This window comes from Luteipulveratus flavus (assembly GCF_029439465.1).
Lineage (GTDB): Bacteria > Actinomycetota > Actinomycetes > Actinomycetales > Dermatophilaceae > Luteipulveratus > Luteipulveratus flavus.
Map to the genome: position 1 here is coordinate 115,717 of NZ_JAROAV010000033.1, position 18,166 is coordinate 133,882.

Annotated in this window: 15 protein-coding genes and 1 riboswitch; of the genes, 8 read left to right on the plus strand and 7 right to left on the minus strand. The window is 72.9% G+C overall.

What is annotated here, in order from left to right; translation table 11 throughout:
- Positions 1-26 precede the first annotated feature (26 nt).
- The gene (locus tag P4R38_RS13735; protein WP_277192625.1) at positions 27-1,337 is read left to right on the plus strand and encodes a DUF1906 domain-containing protein; all 1,311 of its coding nucleotides are present in this window, start codon (positions 27-29) and stop codon (positions 1,335-1,337) included.
- Between the two features lie 11 nt (positions 1,338-1,348).
- Here the strand turns inward: P4R38_RS13735 and P4R38_RS13740 are convergent, their stop codons facing one another.
- The 3 genes from P4R38_RS13740 to P4R38_RS13750 are packed head-to-tail and all read right to left on the minus strand — an operon-like array spanning position 1,349 to position 5,439.
- Positions 1,349-2,044 (minus strand): ion channel, encoded by a 696-nt coding sequence (locus tag P4R38_RS13740; protein ID WP_277192626.1) that lies wholly within the window; start codon positions 2,042-2,044, stop codon positions 1,349-1,351.
- The gene (locus P4R38_RS13745) at positions 2,041-2,664 is read right to left on the minus strand and encodes a hypothetical protein (RefSeq protein WP_277192627.1); all 624 of its coding nucleotides are present in this window, start codon (positions 2,662-2,664) and stop codon (positions 2,041-2,043) included. Before P4R38_RS13745 ends, P4R38_RS13740 begins: the two co-directional genes overlap by 4 nt.
- A gap of 36 nt (positions 2,665-2,700) precedes the next feature.
- The gene (locus P4R38_RS13750; RefSeq protein ID WP_277192628.1) at positions 2,701-5,439 is read right to left on the minus strand and encodes a DNA translocase FtsK; all 2,739 of its coding nucleotides are present in this window, start codon (positions 5,437-5,439) and stop codon (positions 2,701-2,703) included.
- A gap of 156 nt (positions 5,440-5,595) precedes the next feature.
- A riboswitch (SAM riboswitch) is annotated at positions 5,596-5,708 on the plus strand.
- Between the two features lie 18 nt (positions 5,709-5,726).
- Between P4R38_RS13750 and P4R38_RS13755 the strand changes: the two genes are divergently transcribed.
- Positions 5,727-7,112, plus strand: a complete 1,386-nt coding sequence (locus P4R38_RS13755; RefSeq protein ID WP_277192629.1) for an aminotransferase class V-fold PLP-dependent enzyme — start codon at positions 5,727-5,729, stop codon at positions 7,110-7,112.
- 4 nt (positions 7,113-7,116) lie between these two features.
- On the opposite strand, the gene P4R38_RS13760 is transcribed toward P4R38_RS13755, so the two are convergent.
- Positions 7,117-8,052 (minus strand): endonuclease/exonuclease/phosphatase family protein, encoded by a 936-nt coding sequence (locus P4R38_RS13760; RefSeq protein ID WP_277192630.1) that lies wholly within the window; start codon positions 8,050-8,052, stop codon positions 7,117-7,119.
- A 101-nt stretch (positions 8,053-8,153) separates the two neighbouring features.
- Between P4R38_RS13760 and P4R38_RS13765 the strand changes: the two genes are divergently transcribed.
- The 3 genes from P4R38_RS13765 (at position 8,154) to P4R38_RS13775 (ending at position 10,681) form a co-directional block, all read left to right on the plus strand.
- Positions 8,154-8,801: a SatD family protein gene (locus P4R38_RS13765; protein WP_277192631.1), complete on the plus strand. Its 648-nt coding sequence runs from the start codon at positions 8,154-8,156 to the stop codon at positions 8,799-8,801.
- Positions 8,798-9,550: a hypothetical protein gene (locus P4R38_RS13770; RefSeq protein WP_277192632.1), complete on the plus strand. Its 753-nt coding sequence runs from the start codon at positions 8,798-8,800 to the stop codon at positions 9,548-9,550. The genes P4R38_RS13765 and P4R38_RS13770 overlap by 4 nt, the downstream gene beginning before the upstream one ends.
- Positions 9,551-9,706: 156 nt before the next feature.
- Complete coding sequence (locus P4R38_RS13775; protein ID WP_277192633.1) at positions 9,707-10,681, plus strand: helix-turn-helix domain-containing protein; 975 nt, start codon at positions 9,707-9,709, stop codon at positions 10,679-10,681.
- 6 nt (positions 10,682-10,687) lie between these two features.
- On the opposite strand, the gene P4R38_RS13780 is transcribed toward P4R38_RS13775, so the two are convergent.
- Both P4R38_RS13780 and dapA read right to left on the minus strand, forming a co-directional pair.
- Positions 10,688-12,370: a ribonuclease J gene (locus tag P4R38_RS13780; RefSeq protein WP_275238772.1), complete on the minus strand. Its 1,683-nt coding sequence runs from the start codon at positions 12,368-12,370 to the stop codon at positions 10,688-10,690.
- Complete coding sequence (gene dapA, locus P4R38_RS13785) at positions 12,367-13,254, minus strand: 4-hydroxy-tetrahydrodipicolinate synthase (RefSeq protein WP_277192634.1); 888 nt, start codon at positions 13,252-13,254, stop codon at positions 12,367-12,369. Before dapA ends, P4R38_RS13780 begins: the two co-directional genes overlap by 4 nt.
- A gap of 251 nt (positions 13,255-13,505) precedes the next feature.
- Between dapA and P4R38_RS13790 the strand changes: the two genes are divergently transcribed.
- Both P4R38_RS13790 and P4R38_RS13795 read left to right on the plus strand, forming a co-directional pair.
- Positions 13,506-14,300 carry a thymidylate synthase gene (locus P4R38_RS13790; RefSeq protein ID WP_277192635.1) on the plus strand — a complete coding sequence of 265 codons (795 nt, stop codon included), beginning with the start codon at positions 13,506-13,508 and terminating at the stop codon, positions 14,298-14,300.
- On the plus strand, positions 14,297-15,256 hold the full coding sequence (locus P4R38_RS13795) for a dihydrofolate reductase (RefSeq protein ID WP_277192636.1): 960 nt from the start codon (positions 14,297-14,299) through the stop codon (positions 15,254-15,256). Before P4R38_RS13790 ends, P4R38_RS13795 begins: the two co-directional genes overlap by 4 nt.
- Here the strand turns inward: P4R38_RS13795 and P4R38_RS13800 are convergent.
- On the minus strand, positions 15,238-16,239 hold the full coding sequence (locus P4R38_RS13800; protein ID WP_277192637.1) for a DUF3626 domain-containing protein: 1,002 nt from the start codon (positions 16,237-16,239) through the stop codon (positions 15,238-15,240). The two genes, P4R38_RS13795 and P4R38_RS13800, sit on opposite strands and share 19 nt — an antisense overlap.
- A 117-nt stretch (positions 16,240-16,356) precedes the next feature.
- Between P4R38_RS13800 and P4R38_RS13805 the strand changes: the two genes are divergently transcribed.
- Positions 16,357-18,165, plus strand: a complete 1,809-nt coding sequence (locus P4R38_RS13805; protein ID WP_277192638.1) for a hypothetical protein — start codon at positions 16,357-16,359, stop codon at positions 18,163-18,165.
- The last annotated feature ends 1 nt before the right edge of the window (position 18,166 follow it).

An 18,166-nucleotide genomic window follows, 5' to 3' on the forward strand; every position in this document is an offset into this window, starting at 1 on the left:
CGCCGCCCTCGAGCAGGGAGCGGGTCATGACGTACCGCGCGCGTTCCATGATGGTCGCAGCAGGGTCGGCCCTGCTGCTCGTGCTCGGCCTGGCTCCACCACCCGCGGTCGCCGCACCGGCGACGTCGGTCACCTACCCCGCGAGCGCGTCGGCCACCCGGTTCACCGGGTGGGCGCTGGACGCCTGCACCGCACCGACGACCGCGCAGATCTCCGCGTGGCGCGTCTCGCCGTACCGGGCGGTCGGCGTCTACGTCGGCGGGGCCAACCGGACCTGCGCGCAGCCCCAGCTGACCGCCTCGTGGGTCACGGCCGTCGCGCGGATGGGCTGGCGGGTGATCCCGGTGTACATGGGCCTGCAGGCGCCGTGCACCTACCGCCCCAACGCCGTCAAGATCACCCCGTCCTCCGCCGCATCGCAGGGTGCCTCGCAGGCCGCCGACGCGGTCACCAGGGCCCGGGCGCTCGGGATGCTGCCGGGCTCGGCGATCTACGGCGACATGGAGCACTACAACCCCGCCGACACCGCCTGCCGCACGACGGTGCTCACCTACCTGTCCGCCTGGACCGCCGAGCTGCACCGCCGCGGCTACGTGTCCGGGGTGTACGCGAACCTCAGCTCGGGTGCGCCCGCGCTCTCCCAGACCTACTCCTCGACGGCGTACGCCCGGTCCGACGCGCTGTGGATCGCGCGCTGGGACAAGAGCACCGCGCTGACCGGGTGGGCCGGCGTCTCGGACAGCGCCTGGACCAACGGCCAGCGCGCCAAGCAGTACCAGGGCGACCACAACGAGACGTGGGGCGGCGTGACGCTCAACATCGACAGCAGCCGCTTCGACGCGCCCGTCGCCACGGTGGCGATGCCGTGGACGGTCACCAGCAGCACCCCGCTGAACGGGCGTACCGCACCGTCGTCACGGGCGCCGATCGCCACGTCGTACGCGCCGCGCTCCACGATCTGGGTCACCTGCCAGACGCCGGGCACGACGGTCGGCAGCACCAGCGTGTGGGACAAGCTCACCAACGGCACGTACGTGACCGACTACTACGTGAGCACGGCCTCCTCCACGACGTACACGAGTCCGCTGCCCCGCTGCGCCTTCCCCTACCAGGTGACGGTCGCCGGGCTCAGCCGGCGGGCCGGGCCGAGCACGTCGTACGCCGTGCGCGGCACCCTGGCCGCCGGCGCGCTCGCCTGGGTGAGCTGTCAGGCGCCCGGGTCCAAGGTCGGGACGACGGCGGTGTGGGACCGGCTCACGGACGGCACCTGGGTGACGGACTACTACGTGGCGACGCCGAGCTCGACGACCTACACCGCGGCGATCCCGCGCTGCTGAAAGCCGGGCCGTCAGCGGGGACGGAACCTGGCCAGCGTCAGACCCAGCAGGCGCGCGACCACGAGCGCGAGGTAGTAGACCCCAGCGAGCTGCTCCAGCATCACCACGGAGCGGGAGTGGGAACCGACGGGTGAGATGTCGGACAGGCCCGTCCCGGTCATCGTGGTGAAGGAAAGGAAGAGCATCTCCATCCAGCTGAGGTCGCCCGTGTGCTTTGCGGCGAGGAACTGTCCCGACCCCCAGACGACCTGGACCACGGCGTAGACGTAGGCGAAGGCCCAGGCGACCACGGTGAAGCAGGCGCCCGTGGCGTACAGCTCGTCGGTGGTGACGTGCTCGTCGGCGAACATGTACCGCAGGAGGGCGTACGCCAGGTAGAAGTAGAACGCCGCGTGGGTGACGCCGCTCAGCAGCGCGACCACGTCGTCGTCCGGCATGAAGACCTCGACGAGGGTCAGCACGGCCGACGGCACGCCGAGCAGGACCGAGATCCGGTTCAGCGCCGGCGTCATCCGGACGGCGGCCACCGCGACGAAGAGCACCAGCAGCTGGAACAGCGAGAAGGCCGCGCGCCCGAGGTCGCTCTCGGTGAACGGGTACACGACGATGCCGAGCAGCTGGACCGCGAGCAGCACGGCGCACGGCAGGTCGGCCAGCCGGCGCCACCAGCTGGGCGCGGTGATCCTGGTGCTGCCGGACACACTCACCCGGCGCGTCCGTCCGACATGGTCGGCCCGTCGCTGGGCGGGTCGTCCGGGGCCGCCGTCGGGCGCCCGTCCGGCTGCCACGCCGGCTGGTACGGGGCGGTGACCGCGCGGCCGCGGTTGGTCGCGGCGTACGCGGCGGTGGCGGCCAGTGCGGGCAGCCACCCGACCAGCACACCCCACCAGGGCGCGGAGGTGATCGCCGCGGCGACCGCACCATCGGGGTTGCGTCCCTGCAGGACGTCCGTGACGTACACCGACGTCCACAGGCCCTTGCCGGCGACGGTCGCCAGGATCACCGCGGCCCAGGTCCCGAGCAGCACGGCGCCGGCCCGGCTGCCCGCGGCCAGCACCCGGATCGTGGCGAAGGTCAGCAGCCAGGTCAGCACACCGACGAGCAGGATCGCGGCAACGAACGCCAGCTGCATCGTGCTCGAGCTGAAACCGTTGCCGAACGGCCAGGGGATCTCCCCGATCCGGCGCAGCACCATCAGGTCGAGGTCCCGACTCACGTCGCGCGGGTTCTTGGCGTACTCATACCCCGCGAACGACCCCAGCACGTGCAGCACGACCGCGAGCACCGCCGCCGTTGCGGCCGCCGCCCCGGCCCGGGCCCGGATCACCGGTCCACCCCGAGCGGTCGGACCGAGCCCACCGGGTCAGACGCGTCGATCGGTGAGCTCCCAGGCATCCTCGGACTCCTCGTCGTCGCTGTCGTGACCGTCGTCGTACGCCGGTGAGGCACCCTCGTCGGCGACGGGGACGTCCTCGCCGCGCAGCAGGGCCATGGTCGTCGCGAGGTCGTCCGGCTTGACCAGCACGTCGCGGGCCTTGGAGCCCTCGGACGGGCCGACGATGCCACGCGACTCCAGCAGGTCCATCAGCCGTCCGGCCTTGGCAAACCCGACCCGCAGCTTGCGCTGCAGCATCGAGGTGGAGCCGAACTGCGTCGTGATGACGAGCTCGGTCGCCTGGAGCAGCATGTCGAGGTCGTCGCCGATGTCCTCGTCGATCTCCTTCTTGGGCGCCGCGACGGTGACGTCGTCGCGGTAGGAGGGCTTGAGCTGCTCCTTGACGTGCGAGACGACCTGCTGGATCTCCGACTCCTTGACCCAGGCGCCCTGCACGCGCATCGGCTTCGAGGCGCCCATCGGCAGGAACAGCGCGTCACCCTGGCCGATGAGCTTCTCGGCGCCCGGCTGGTCCAGGACGACCCGGGAGTCGGCGAGCGAGGACGTCGCGAACGCCAGCCGCGAGGGCACGTTGGCCTTGATCAGGCCGGTGACGACGTCGACCGACGGACGCTGGGTCGCCAGGACCAGGTGGATGCCCGCGGCGCGTGCCAGCTGCGTGATCCGGACGATCGACTCCTCGACGTCGCGCGGCGCCACCATCATCAGGTCGGCGAGCTCGTCGACGATCACCAGCAGGTACGGATACGGGTGCATGACCCGCTCCGACCCGGCCGGCGGCTTGACCTTCCCCGCGCGGACCGCCTTGTTGAAGTCGTCGATGTGCTTGTACCCGAACGCCGCGAGGTCGTCGTACCGGGTGTCCATCTCGCGCACGACCCACTGCAGCGCCTCTGCGGCCTTCTTGGGGCTGGTGATGATCGGGGTGATCAGGTGCGGGATGCCCTCGTACCCCGTGAGCTCCACCCGCTTGGGGTCGACCAGGACCATGCGGACCTCGTCCGGGGTCGAGCGCATCAGGATCGAGGTGATCATCGAGTTGACGAAGCTGGACTTTCCGGCGCCGGTCGCACCCGCCACGAGCAGGTGCGGCATCTTGGCGAGGTTCGCCGTGACGTACCCGCCCTCGACGTCCTTGCCGACCCCCATGACCATCGGGTGGGTGTTGCTCCGGGCGGCCTGGCTGCGCAGGACGTCGCCCAGGCTGACCGTCTCGCGGTCGCTGTTGGGGATCTCGATGCCGATCGCGGACTTGCCGGGGATCGGCGACAGGATGCGCACGTCAGCCGACGCGACGGCGTACGCGATGTTCTTGGACAGCGCGGTGACCCGCTCGACCTTGGTGCCCGTGCCGAGCTCGACCTCGTACCGCGTGACGGTTGGGCCACGGGTGAACCCGGTGACCTGGGCGTCGACGTTGAACGACTCCAGCGTGTCGGTGAGGGCCTCGACGACGCGGTCGTTGGCCGCCGACCGCGACTTGTGCGGCGTACCGGCCTCGAGCACCTTGCTGTCCGGCAGCGAGTAGGTCACGTCGCCCGCCAGGGCCAGCTGCTCGACCCGCTGCGGCAGCTGCTGGGTCGGCGGCGCCTCCAGGGTGCGGCTCGCCTGCTCGGTCGCGGGTGTCGTGGCCCCTGCGCCGCCGGCGCCCCGGCGAGCGCGCTCCAGCGCCTCGGCCGCGGCCGCGCCGGACCCGCCCTCGACCTCGTCGTGGTCGTAGACGTCCTGCGGCGCCGGGGCCTTCTCCCCCGGCCGCAGGACCCGCCCGCCCTTGGTACGGCGCGGCGCGACCTGGGCGGCCTGCTCGAACGCCTCGTCGCCGTCGATGCCCTCGTCCGACTCGGACTTGCTGCGTGCCGTACGGCGGCGTGGGCGGGAGCCGTCGATCTCCGACCCGTGCCGGTCGGCCGCCACCGCGTCCAGCTCCTCCTCGTCCTCCTCGACGGGGTGGTGGAACAGCAGCCGGTCCCGCAGCTCACGGGCTCGCGAGGAGATCTGGTGGACGGGCGTCGCGGTCACGACGAGCAGCCCGAACACGCCGAGCAGCAGCAGGATCGGCAGTGCGCCCCACACCCGGACGCCCGCGACGAGCGGGCTGGAGGCGAGAAAGCCGATCATGCCGCCGGCCGCGTGCATCTCGTCCGCGCCGTTCGACGGGTCGGGGACCCCCTTGGCCAGGTGGGTCAGCCCGCACGCCGCGAGGGTGAGCATGACCAGCCCGATCAGGACCCGGTTGGTCGGCTGGTGGCCGCGGGGCGAGCGCATCATGTGCACCCCGAGCAGCAGGAGCACGAGCGGCAGGGCGAGCCCGACGACACCGAACGTGCCGACGACGACGGCGTGGACGACGTCGCCGAACCGCCCGGTCAGCCCCCACCACTCACGCGCGGCGACCACGATGGCGAGGGCGACGAGCAGGAAGCCGATGCCGTCCCGTCGGTGCTCCGGCTCCAGGTCGCGTGCCGAGGTGCCCGCCCGTCGTGCCGCTCCGCCGAACAGGTGCGCGACACCCATCCAGGTACCGCGCAGGGCGCGCAGGGGCAGCGGCGGACCGCCGGCCCGGGCACGGGTGCTGCCCCGCGCGGCCGCGGTGGACTTCTTGGCGGGCGAGCGGCGCGTGCTCCCCCCGGACGACTTGGGGCGCGTCGACTTCGAGCGGCTCGCGCTCGAGCCGCCCTTCGACGACGTGGACTGACGTGTGGCCACGTTCGCAGGGTAGCCGCGAACCCCACCAGACCCATAGGTCACACGCGGGCGGCGCGGCTCCGGGAGCCGTGCGCGGCAGCGGAATGCCTCTCGGATGGCAAGACCACTGCGGACCGGGGTGGACCCGCTCGCCGCGGCGTGGCTACCGTGTCCGCAGGTCAAGAGTCTCAGCGTCAAGCCCCGGCTGGCTGAGCGGCAACCCTCCGTCGCGGTGGGGTGCTCCGGGTGACGACCCGGCCGGGTGCGACCGCACTCGGCAAGCGCGATCCACCAAGGAGCGATGCCTTGTGTCCACGGCACCCCTGACGTCCCCGTCCCTGTCCGAGCAGCCCGGCCGGCGGCTGAGCCTGGTCCGTCGTCCGGCCCCCGCGCCGCGACGAGCGGTCGGCGCCCTGCCGCTCACCGTCGGCGCCGAGCTCGGCGTCCCGACCGTGCACCGCACGGTCGTGGACTTCGGCAACCTCGACCACGCCGCCACGACGCCCGCTCTGACCGCGGTCGCCGAGGCCGTGTCCACGGTGCAGCGCCGCTACGGCTCGGTCCACCGCGGTGCCGGCTACACCAGCAGGCTCACGACCGACTGGTTCGAGCAGGCCCGCACCGAGGTCGGCGCGTTCGTCGGGGCCCGTCCCGACGACGAGGTCGTCTTCACCCGTAACACCACCGACTCACTCCGGCTGCTGGCGCATGCCCTGCCGCAGGACGCCGAGGTGATCGTCTTCGAGTCCGCCCACCACGCGGCGCTGCTGCCGTGGCCCGCGGAGGCGACCCTCCGGCTGCCGGTCCCGACGAGCGCGCTGGACGCGCAGTCGCTGCTCGAGCGCGCGCTGCGGGAGGGACCGGCCGGCAAGCCGCGCCTGGTCGTCGTGACCGGGGCGTGCAACGTGACCGGCGACATCTGGCCGGTGGCCGAGCTCGCCGCGATCGCCCGGCGCCACGGCGCGCGCACCGTGCTCGACGCCGCGCAGCTCGCTCCGCACCGCCCGGTGGACATCGACGCCCTCGGCATCGACTGGGTCGCGCTGTCCGGGCACAAGATGTACGCCCCGTACGGCGCCGGCGCGCTGGTCGGCCGCAGCGACTGGCTGGAGGCCGCGGCGCCGTACCTACCCGCGGGCGGTGCGACGCACACGGTGTCGCACCGCCACACCCGCTGGCAGCAGGGGCCGGCGCGGCACGAGGGCGGCACGCCCAACGCCGTCGGCGCGATCGCCCTCGCCAGTGCCTGCGCCTCGCTGAGCGCTCACCGCGACGCCGTCGAGGCCCACGAGGCCGAGCTGCTCGCCGCGCTGCGCGAGGGACTCGCCGCCGTCCCCGGCGTGCGGGTCCATCACGTCCTCGGCCCGGCGGCCGACGGGGTGGGTGTGGCGACGTTCACCGTCGAGGGGTACGAGCCGTCGCTGGTGTCCCAGGTCCTCGCCGACGAGTACGGCCTGGCGGTGCGTGACGGCCGGTTCTGCGCGCACCTGCTGTGCGAGACGCTCTTCGACGGTGACGGCACGGCCGTCCGCGCGAGTATCGGCCTGGCCACCACCCGTGAGCATGTGGAGCGTCTCGTCCGCGGCGTACGCGGCCTCGTCGAGCACGGTCCGAGCTCGGCCTACGAGTACACGGTCGACGGCTGGGTGGCGCAGGACGACCCGCGTGACCTGTCGGAGCCGCGCCCCTGGTGACGGCTCAGCCGACCCGCAGCCGCGCCCATGCGGCGGCGTGGTCGGTGCCGTCGATCTCCTCGACGCCGGCGTCCACCACCCCGAGGCGCCGCACCAGCACGTGGTCGAGCTGGACGAACGGCGGCAGCGTGTGGCCCTGCGGCCAGGTCCGGACCCACCCGGCGCCCGTGGCACGGTGCGCGTCGGTCATGGTTCGCACGACCCGGCGGAACGCGGGGTGCGCTGCCGAGGCGTTGAAGTCGCCCGCCATCACCAGCGGCTCGTCGGCCGGCTGGGCATCGCGCCAGGCCGCGAGCTCACCGAGCTGGCGGTGCCACGAGGCGACCAGGTCCGGCACCGGCGGGTAGGGGTGGACGGCGCGCAGGACGTACGCGCCCTCGTCCGCGTGCACCCGCGCGACCGGCTGGTCGAAGCGTCGTGAGACGTGTGCGCTGTGCAGCGTGGTCAGCGGGTGCCTGCTGCGGATGACCGTGCCCTCGGCCCCCTGCTGCGGTGACCCCACCGCGTACGGCAGGAGCTTCTCCAGGCCCGCGGTCCGCAGCCGGTCGGCGGCGTCGGGGGTGACCTCGACGAGGACCAGGCTGGTCACTCGCTGCTCGCGCACCGCGCGGACGACCGACGCCGCGTCGGCGCTGCCGATCTCCAGGTTGGAGACCATGACGACCTCGTCCCGCGGGCCGGCGTCGACCGTGTCCGGCAGGGCCGCGCGGACGCCGAGAACGGCGGGTACGCAGGCGACCAGCGCCGCCGCGACCGCGAGCCGTCGGCCGCGCAGCAGCAGGGCGAGCAGGAGGAGAGCACCGGCCACGATCCCGACGACGGGAAAGGCCGACTGCAGGACGGGGATACGAGCACGCGGCGTGTCCCACCAGCGGGCGGCCACCGCTCCCCCGGTGAGCGCGATCGCGACCCCCAGCAGCCGGCTCGTCGCAGTACGCATCCGCTCCCCTTCGTCCACCCAGGCGTCGCGTCGCGCGACACCGGCCGGAGAAGAGTAAGTCCACGACCTTCAATCCGGGCAAATGAAGGTATGTTCTTCATATGAGCGAACGTAAGGCATCTGCTTACCAAGCGGCTCTCATCGGTGACCTGGTGGGTTCGCGCAAGGCCGCCGACCGGGTCGCGCTCCACCGCGCCGTCACCGGTGTCCTGAGCAGCACCGACAGTGGCGCCGCCATCGAGGTGCCCGCGATCACGGCGGGCGACGAGTTCCAGGGGCGGTACGCGGACGTGGGCGCTGCGCTCGGGGCGGCCTTCCGGATCCGGCTGGCCCTCCTCCCCGAGGTCGACGTCCGGTTCGGCGTCGGCTGGGGCGAGATCACCGTCCTCGACGAGGAACGGCGCATCCAGGACGGCCCGGCCTGGTGGAGTGCCCGCGCCGCGATCGTCGCGACCGAGGACGCCGCGACCCAGCCCGGCCTCCGCACGCTGCGCACCTCCTACCAGCCCTCCGGCGACGACGGGCCACCCACGGAGGCGGTCAACGCCGCGCTCATCTGTCGGGACCACCTGGTTGGATCGCTGGACGATCGATCAGTGCGAATCCTGAGGGGACTCATGGCAGGTCAGGCCAAGACCACGCTCGCCGAGGCGGAGGGCATCAGCCCCTCGGCCGTCTCACAACGTGCCGTTCGCGACGGCCTCGACGCGATCGTGGCCGCCTCCGCCCGGCTCGAGCAGGTCCGATGAGCCAGGTCGCCGTCCTGCTGCTCGCCGTCGCCGTCGCCGACCTGCTGCGCGCCCGCCGTCCCACCTCCACCCGCGCCCCGATCGTCGCGGCCCTCGCCACGATCGTGGTGACGGCCCTGCTCACCCACCTGACCCGCTGGCCGGATCTGCTGCTGCTCGCGGGGTGCGCCCTCGTGGCCTCCGCATGGGTGGGCCTGGCGGCCCGCTCCGAGCGGGAGCACCGGCACGAGATCCGCCCGCTCCTCGTGCTCGGTGGCGGCGTGGTCGTCCTCCTGCTTCTTGCCGGCGCCGGCTCGACCGCGGGCGGCGCGCTCGGCCGGTGGCTGCACTGGGTCGACCTGCCGCACCTGCAGGACGTGGGCCCGGAGCGGTTCCTGCTCGTCCTCGCCGTCGCGCTCGTCCAGCTCAGCACAGCCAACCAGCTCGTACGGCTCGTCCTCGCCTCGGTCGGAGCGTTGAAGCCGAGCGGTCAGCCCCAGCCCGCCGACCGGCTGCGCGGCGGGCGGCTGCTCGGGCCGATGGAGCGGCTGTTCATCCTCTGCCTCGGTCTCGCCGGCGAGGCCGCCGCGGCCGGGCTGGTGATCGCGGCCAAGGGCCTGATCCGGTTCCCCGAGCTGAACGCCCGCCGGGCAGCGCCTCAGCAGCAGTCCGAGGTCGGCATCGACGAGGTGACCGAGTACCTCCTGGTCGGCAGCTTCGTCAGCTGGCTGATCTCGCTCGCCGGCCTCGCCCTGGCCGCCCTGGCCTGATCGGGCGCCGGGCGGCCGTGCCGTACGGCGTGCGCCGCGTGCACGCCCCAGGCCAGGTCCTTCAGGATCCTCGTCATCGCGCTCATGGGTCGAGCCTGCCCGGCGGCCGATGGCGGCAACAGTGGCAGAGAAGTCGCCTTTCGCTAAAATTCAGCCATGGCTGTCCCGACTGCTCCCGGCACCGTCGCCGTCCTCGCGTACGACGGCATGACCGGCTTCGAGGCCGGCATCGTCACCGAGGTGTTCGGCCTCTCCTGGCCGGACATCGACCAGCCCTGGTACGACCTGACGGTCTGCGCCGAGCGCTCGCCGCTGCGCATCCTCGGCGGCGCCTCGTTGCACACCCCGCACGGCCTGGACGCGCTCGCGGCCGCCGACACCGTGGTGATCCCGAGCGTCAAGGACCCGGCCGGGCCTGTCTCCGCGGGGCTCATCGACGCCCTGCGCACGGCACACGGTCGAGGCGCCCGGATGGTGTCGATCTGCTCGGGAGCGTTCGCGCTCGCGGCCGCCGGTCTGCTGGACGGCCGCCCGGCCACCACGCACTGGCGCTACGCCGCGGCGCTCCAGGAGCGGTACCCGGCCGTGCAGGTCGACCCCGACCCGCTGTACGTCGACGACGGTGACGTGCTCACCAGTGCCGGCTGCGCGGCCGGACTCGACCTGTGCCTCCACCTCGTGCGGCGCGACCTCGGGGCGGCCGTCGCCAACGCGGTCGCCCGCCGGATGGTGGTGTCACCGCACCGGCCGGGCGGCCAGGCGCAGTACGTCGAGGCACCGGTACCCCAGGACCCGGTGGACGACCGCCTCTCGTCGACCCTGCACTGGGCGCAGGAGCACCTCGACGAGCCGCTGCGGGTCGCCGACCTGGCTGCCCGCAGCGCCATGTCCGAGCGGACGTTCGCGCGGCGGTTCGTCGCCGCGACGGGTACGAGCCCCGCGCAGTGGGTCATCGAGCGGCGCGTGCAGCGCGCGGTCGAGCTGCTGGAGAGCACCGACGTCCCGGTCGAGTCCGTCTGCGCCGCCACGGGATTCGCCTCGGCAGCGGCGCTACGCCACCACTTCTCGGCGCGGCTGGGCACCAGCCCGACCGCGTACCGCAGGATGTTCCGCGACCGGGCGAGTGCGTGAGGTCGCTCAGGCGTCGATGACGATCGGGATGATCATCGGCCGGCGGCGCAGCTTGCTGCCGACGAACCCGCCGACCGTCCGGCGCAGCACCTGCTGGAGCTGGTAGCTGTCGGTGATGCCCTTGCTGCGGGCCTCCTCGAGGGCCTCCTCCAGCCGCGGCAGCACCCGGTTGAACACCTGCTCGTCCTCGGCGAAGCCGCGCGTCTGGATCTCCGGACCGGCCGCGATCTTCCCGGTCGCCGCGTCGCGGACGACGATGATCGTGACGAATCCCTCGTCCCGCAGGATCCGGCGGTCCTTCAGCAGCGTCTCGTCCGTCGTGCCGACCAGGGAACCGTCCACGTAGACGTAGCCGCAGGGCACGGCGCCGGTGATGGCGGCCTTGCCCTTGACGAGGTCCACGACCACGCCGTCCTCGGCGAGGACGACCTGCCGGCGCGGGACGCCGGTCGCGACGGCGAGCTCACCGTTGGCGACCAGGTGACGCCACTCGCCGTGGATCGGCATGACGTTCTTCGGGCGCACGATGTTGTAGCAGTAGAGGAGCTCGCCGGCGCTGGCGTGGCCGGAGACGTGCACGAGCGCGTTGCCCTTGTGCACGACCTTCGCGCCCAGTCGCATCAGGCCGTTGATCACGCGGTAGACGGCGTTCTCGTTGCCCGGGATGAGCGAGCTGGCCATCAGGACGGTGTCGCCCTCGCCCACGTCGATCTTGTGGTCGCGGTTGGCCATCCGGGACAGCGCCGCCATCGGCTCGCCCTGCGACCCCGTGCAGATGAGGACCACCTGGTCGTCGCGCAGGTTGTCCAGCCGCTTGAGGTCGACGAGGACCCCGTCCGGGACGTGCAGGTAGCCCAGGTCGGCGGCGATGCCCATGTTGCGGACCATCGAGCGGCCCACCATCGCGACCTTGCGGCCGTGCATCGCCGCCGCGTCCAGCACCTGCTGCACGCGGTGGACGTGGGAGGAGAAGCAGGCGACGATGATCCGCCGGTCGGCCTTCTCGAAGACGCGCTCGATCGCCGGGGTGATGTCGCGCTCCGGGGTGGTGAAGCCGGGTACCTCGGCGTTCGTGGAGTCGGTGAGGAAGAGGTCGACCCCCTCCTCGCCGAAGCGGGCGAACGAGCGCAGGTCGGTGATCCGGCCGTCCAGCGGGAGCTGGTCCATCTTGAAGTCACCCGTGCACAGCAGCGTGCCGCCGGGCGTACGGATGAACACGGCGAGCGCGTCCGGGATGGAGTGGTTGACGGCCACGAACTCGCAGTCGAACGGCCCGAGCTGCTCCCGGCCGCCCTCCTTCACCGCGAGGGTGTAAGGCTGGATCCGGTGCTCCTTGAGCTTGGCCTCGATGAGCGCCAGCGTCAGCGTCGAGCCGATCAGGGGGATGTCGCGCTTCATCCGCAGCAGGTACGGGACCGCGCCGATGTGGTCCTCGTGACCGTGGGTGAGCACGATGGCGTCGATGTCGTCAAGACGGTCGGCGATGTACTCGAAGTCGGGCAGGATCAGGTCGACCCCCGGGTGGTCCTCGGGGAACAGCACGCCGCAGTCGACGACCAGCAGGCGGCCGTCGTACTCGATGACGGTCATGTTGCGGCCGACCTCGCCGAGCCCGCCGAGCGCGACGACACGGACGCCGCCCTTCGGGAGGGCCGGCGGGAGGGCGAGCTCGGGGTGCGGGTGGCTCACATCAGTCCTGACTGGATCAGTGCCTCGCGCAGGGTGGCGCGGTGCTCCTCGGGGGCCGGCAGCAGCGGCAGCCGGCAGAAGTCTGAGTCGATCACACCGAGCAGGTGCATCGCGGCCTTGGCCTGGATGGCGCCCTGGCTGGTGTGCATGATCGCGTCCACGACGGGGATGAGGCGGCGGTGGATGTCACGGGCGCGCGGCAGGTCGCCCGCGTCGACCGCGGCGACCAGGTCGGCGTACTGCCGGCCGGCCACGTGACCGACGACCGACACGACGCCCGTCGCGCCCTGGGCCAGGTGCGCGAGGTTGACGACGTCGTCGCCGGAGTACCAGAGCAGATCGGTCTGCGCCATGAGCCGGCTCGCCTCGAAGAAGTCGCCCTTGGCGTCCTTGACGGCCCGCACCTGGTCGATCTCGGCGAGCCGCCGGGTGGTGTCGGTCGCGAGCGCGGTGCCGGTGCGGCCCGGGATGTCGTAGACCATCGCGGGGAGGTCGGTGGCGGTCGCCACGGCGCGGAAGTGCTCGACGATGCCCGCCTGCGTGGGCTTGTTGTAGTACGGCGTCACGATCAGGACGGCGTCCGCGCCGAGGCGAGCCATCTCGTGCGCGACCCGGACCGAGTGGGCGGTGTCGTTGGTCCCGACCCCGGCGGTGACCTGGATCCGGTCCCCCACCGCGTCGACCACGGCCTTGACCGTCGCGAAGTTCTCCTCGTCGGTGGTGGTGGCCGACTCACCGGTCGTGCCGTTGACCACGAGGCCGTCGTGGCCCTGGTCGACCAGGTGCGCGGCGAGCTTCGCGGTGCCGTCGAGGTCCAGCGAACCGTCGTCGTGCATCGGGGTCACCATGGCCGTCAGGACGCGGCCGAAAGGAGTGCTCGTCATGGCTGCCCAGGCTAGCCGCTGAAACGCCTCGGGTCCCGGGCAGGTTCGCGAGTCGGACCGCACATACAGATCGCGTCGCCACCCGCTCGGGGGTCCGGGTGGCGACGCGATCACCGGTTACATCGGGTGGTCGACGGTTTCGTTACCGTACACAATTGTGATCTGGGTCACACTCCGCGGCGCGGGCCGGTCGCGCCCGGAGACGCCGCGCCGTCGGGCGGGTGTCGGCGCCCGCTGCTAGCGTCACGGCCGTGAAGCAGTACCTCTCTCTGCTGGAGCGGGTTCTCCAGGACGGCGCGCGCAAGGACGACCGGACCGGCACGGGCACCCTCTCGGTCTTCGGCCACCAGATGCGGTTCCCGCTCGAGGAGGGCTTCCCCGTCCTCACCACCAAGAAGCTGCACCTGCGCTCGATCTTCGGCGAGCTGCTGTGGTTCCTGCGAGGCGACACCAACGTCGCCTGGCTGCGCGAGCGCAACATCTCGATCTGGGACGAGTGGGCCGACGAGAACGGCGACCTGGGTCCGGTCTACGGGCACCAGTGGCGGTCCTGGCCCACCCCCGACGGCCGCACCATCGACCAGCTGGCCCGGGTCATCGACGGCATCCGCAGCAACCCCGACTCCCGGCGCCACATCGTGTCGGCCTGGAACGTCGCGGACGTCGACGCGATGGCCCTGCCGCCGTGCCACACGATGTTCCAGTTCTACGTCGCCGACGGTCGGCTGTCCTGCCAGCTCTACCAGCGCTCGGCCGACGTCTTCCTCGGCGTGCCGTTCAACATCGCCTCCTACGCGCTGCTCACCTCGATGGTCGCCCAGGTCACCGGTCTGCAGCCGGGCGACTTCGTGCACACCCTCGGTGATGCCCACCTCTACCTCAACCACGTCGAGCAGGCCCGGTTGCAGCTGACCCGCGAGCCGAAGCCGCTGCCGCGCCTCGTGCTGAACCCGGACGTGAAGGACATCGACGCGTTCGAGCTGGAGGACATCCGGCTGGAGGGCTACGTCGCGGACCCCTCGATCAAGGCGCCGATCGCCGTATGACCTCCGCTCACCTCGCGCGCGACCGCCACGCGCGTGTCCCTCTCGTGCCCGCCTCGTACGTTGTGCTCACCCGCGAGAGCGAGGGCCGGACGGAGGTCGCGCTCCAGCTGCGCCGCGGCACCGACTTCATGGACGGCTGGTGGGCGTGCGCCGCCGCCGGCCACGTCGAGGCGGGTGAGTCGGCAGCGAGCGCGGCGGTCTCCGAGGCGCGTGAGGAGCTCGGCGTCGTTGTCGACCCCGCCGACCTGGAGCCCCTCACCACGGTGCAGCGGCACAGCCTCACCGGCCTGCCGGTCGAGCAGCGCGCGGACTTCTTCTTCCGCGTCCGGCGCTGGCAGGGCGAGCCGACCCTGCGCGAGCCGGACAAGGCCGCGGAGATGCGCTGGTTCGCCCTGGACGCCCTGCCCGAGCGCCTGGTGCCGCACGAGCGGCAGGTCATCGAGGCGATGGCGGCGGGTCAGGTCCCGCCGGTGATGGAGCGTGGCTTCGCCCAGCGGCTCACCCTCGTCGCCGCGATGGGCCGCAACCGGGTGATCGGGCGCGACGGGGACATGCCGTGGCACCTGTCGGAGGACCTCAAGCGGTTCAAGGCGCTCACCATCGGCGGCACGATGATCATGGGTCGCGGCACCTGGGACTCCATCGGTCGCGCCCTGCCCGGCCGCACGACGATCGTCATCACCCGAGACCTCGCGTGGTCCGCGCCGGGCGCGGTCGTCGCCCACTCCCTCCCCGAGGCCCTCACGGCGGCTCCCGACACCGAGCTGTTCATCGCCGGTGGCGGCGAGATCTACGCCCAGACCATCGCCCTCGCCGACCGCCTCGAGCTGACGCTCGTCGAGCAGTCACCCGAGGGCGACACCTACTTCCCCGAGGTCGACCCGCAGGACTGGCGCGAGACGGCGCGTGAGACGCGGGACGGCTTCGCCTGGGTGACCTACGACCGCGTCCGCTGATCGACGGGCCCGGTCGCCGCAGCAGTCAGGTCCGGGGGCGGTGCACCGAGCTCGACCAGGTGGTGCCACAGGTACTTCAGCTCCTGCAGCACCTGCACCTCCTCGCCGTAGGCCGCCCAGTCCCGCGGTGACCGCAGCACGTCCTGCACCGCCCGCCCGACCAGCTCCGCGTCCAGCCGCTGCCCCGGACGGGCCAGCCGGTCGTGCACGTCCTGGGCCAGCACCGGCGACAGCTCGGTGCGGAACTGCGGGTCGAGCGTGTCCGGGTCGAGCACGTACCCGTGGTGCCAGACGATCGGCACGCCGTGCCGGGCCGACAGCCGCTCGAGATCGTTCCCGACCCCGGTCTCTCGGAACGACGGGTCGGCGACGAGGGCGGCGACATCGGTCGCCACGAGCACCGCCCTGTGGATCTGCGCCTCGATGTACCGGTCGAGCCGGCCGGTGTGCTCCTGCGTCCCCCGGACCTCCGGCATCCCGTCATGCAGTGCAGCAGCGATCACCGGCTCCAGGGCGTCCCAGGTGCCGGCCGCCTCCGGCTCGGTCGCGCTGTCGCCGAAGGTGTACGTCGTGTGCTCGCGCAGACTCGTCCGCAGCCGTAGGTGGCAGGACCCGAACCGCGGGCAGGCGCCGGTGTCGTAGCCGACCAGGTCGAGGCCGCCGTACCGCGGACGGTCGCCGAGCGGCGCGCGGTCGTACGCACCGCCGAACATCGTGCTCTCCCAGCGCGAGCGTGCGCCGCTCATCACCGCATCCAGGCCACCGGCCGAGATGCCGGTCTCGAACTGGCTGCGGTAGACGCCGTCGTCGGCCAGCGCCTGCGCGGCGGTCCGCCCGTCGCGCGCCGGCCGGTCGGGATGGAAGTTGACGGTGACCGTCCCGGTACGGCGCACGCGCTCCATCGCCGCCGGCGGCACCTGCTGGTCCGACGCCGCGGCCAGGGCTCGCACGTGGTCCAGAGCGGCGTCGACGGCAGATTTCACGGCGCTCATTGTGCCCGCCTGCGCGTGCGGTCTTGACCCCGCCGGGATACCGACTTCTACTGGACGGCGAGGCCCGTGCCGGGACGATGGCGCGGACCCGTGGGAGGGGGCAGCCGGATGCTCAGGATCGGTGTCGACTCCGGCCCGGAGCGCACCGCGGTCGTCGTCGAGGACCGCGTGACGTACGAGCGTGCCTCGACGGTCGTACCGAGCGCCGTGGCACTCGACTCGGACGGCACCATCTGCACCGGCGACGCAGCGGCCGCCCGACTCGCCTCGCGCCCCGACAGCGGCGTGACCGATCCGCTCGCCCGGCTGCGTGAGGACCTCGCCTGCGTCCTCGGGGGCCGTCACCTCGACCCTGCGGCGCTGGCGGCCCGGCTGATGACCGACGCCATCGAGGGCGCCGCACCCGGCGCCTCCCACGGAGAGATGGAGCTGCTCGTCGCCGTCCCCGACGACGCCGGGCCGGCGACGTGCCGCCGCCTGCGGGAGGCCCTCGCCGACCTCGGGATGCCACGCGTCGCCTTCCAGCGGCGTTCCGGTGCTGCGCTGGCGGCTCACGGGCTGCGCGCGGACCGGCTGCTGCGCGCCCACGGCGGGCGGGACCGCGAGTACACCGCGGTCGTGACGGACGTGCGCGAGCGGGAGATCACCGCGACCGTGCTGGTCGCCACCACCGGCGGCTGGGTGCCCGAGCACCTGCTCGCGACGGCCGCACCGGACGGTGCTGTCACGGCGCAGTGGCGTGCCGCGGCGGTGCTCGACCTGCGTCGTCGCGCGACCGAGACGACGGACGGCGTGGTCCAGGTCGCGGTGCTGACCGGTACGGGAGCAGCCGACCCGGCCCTGGCGGCTGCGATCGGCGACCGGACGGGTGACCCGCCGCTGGTCCACCGGGAGCCGGAGCTGACGGTCGCGAGGGGTGTGCTCGGGACGTCGCGCCCGACCTCTCCCTCGGTCCGGCCCGTGGTCCGGCCTGCCGCGGCCCGCTCGGACGACGACACGCGGGACGACCTGCCGGTGGTGACCCCCTCTGCCGCGCACACCGAGGACGACACCGAGGACGACCTGCCGGTCGTCGCAGGTCCCCTCGACCGGTTCGACCGCGCACCGGTGGTCGCCGCCGGTGCCGTACCCGCGCCCGACGGACCTGCTCCGGTGCGTACGGCCGGGCGTCGGCGGCGCGTCGCCCTGGCAGCCGCGTCAGCGGGCCTATTGGTGTGCATCACGGCCGCCGCCACGGGACTCGGGTCCACGGTGACCGGACTGTTCGACGGGGAGCGGGCACAGGCGGACACCACGCCGCGCGCCTCGGCCACCTCGGTCGTCGGGGGCACGCCCGGTGCGGCAGCACCGACCGGCACCGTCGCGCCGTGGGCGGCCGCCCCCACACCGTCGGCGCCGCGAGCCGTGACACCGACGCCGTCCACCGCCACGTCAGCGCGGCCCGGCGCCACGACGACACCCGATCGGGGCTCCCAGGTCCGCCGGCACCGGGATCGCACCGCGACGAAGGCCCGGTCCTCACACACCACGGTCCGCAAGGCTCCACAGCCGCGTTCCACTCCCCCACCGACCCAGAAGTCCGGGGCGCCGACGAAGCCGACCGCCACGAGCACGCCGCCGAGGACCACGACAGCGTCACCGACGCGCCCGCCGTCGACGAGCACGCCTCCGACGAAAACCCCCACCAGCAAGCCCACGACGAGCACACCGACGCCCAAGCCGACACCGCCGCCGACCAGCGCACCGAGCAGCACGGCGACGAGCACGCCGGCGCCGTCGTCGACGTCGGCGCCACGGCCGTCCACCCCGCCGGCACCTGCGGCACCCGCGACGTCGACCGGCTCGGGCAGCAGCGTCGGCGCGGGGACGTCGGGGGCGGTCGGGTCCGCGTCGAACGGGACCGCGGCGACGCCCTGAG

What these genes read in the sequence shown, in the direction of transcription:
- P4R38_RS13765 (WP_277192631.1), top strand. Translation starts at nt 8,154, where the DNA reads ATGAGCGAACGTAAGGCATCTGCTTACCAAGCGGCTCTCATCGGTGAC.
- P4R38_RS13735 (WP_277192625.1), top strand. Translation starts at nt 27, where the DNA reads ATGACGTACCGCGCGCGTTCCATGATGGTCGCAGCAGGGTCGGCCCTG.
- P4R38_RS13760 (WP_277192630.1), bottom strand. Translation starts at nt 8,052, where the DNA reads ATGCGTACTGCGACGAGCCGGCTGCTGGGGGTCGCGATCGCGCTCACC.
- P4R38_RS13775 (WP_277192633.1), top strand. Translation starts at nt 9,707, where the DNA reads ATGGCTGTCCCGACTGCTCCCGGCACCGTCGCCGTCCTCGCGTACGAC.
- dapA (WP_277192634.1), bottom strand. Translation starts at nt 13,254, where the DNA reads ATGACGAGCACTCCTTTCGGCCGCGTCCTGACGGCCATGGTGACCCCG.
- P4R38_RS13805 (WP_277192638.1), top strand. Translation starts at nt 16,357, where the DNA reads ATGCTCAGGATCGGTGTCGACTCCGGCCCGGAGCGCACCGCGGTCGTC.
- P4R38_RS13770 (WP_277192632.1), top strand. Translation starts at nt 8,798, where the DNA reads ATGAGCCAGGTCGCCGTCCTGCTGCTCGCCGTCGCCGTCGCCGACCTG.
- P4R38_RS13795 (WP_277192636.1), top strand. Translation starts at nt 14,297, where the DNA reads ATGACCTCCGCTCACCTCGCGCGCGACCGCCACGCGCGTGTCCCTCTC.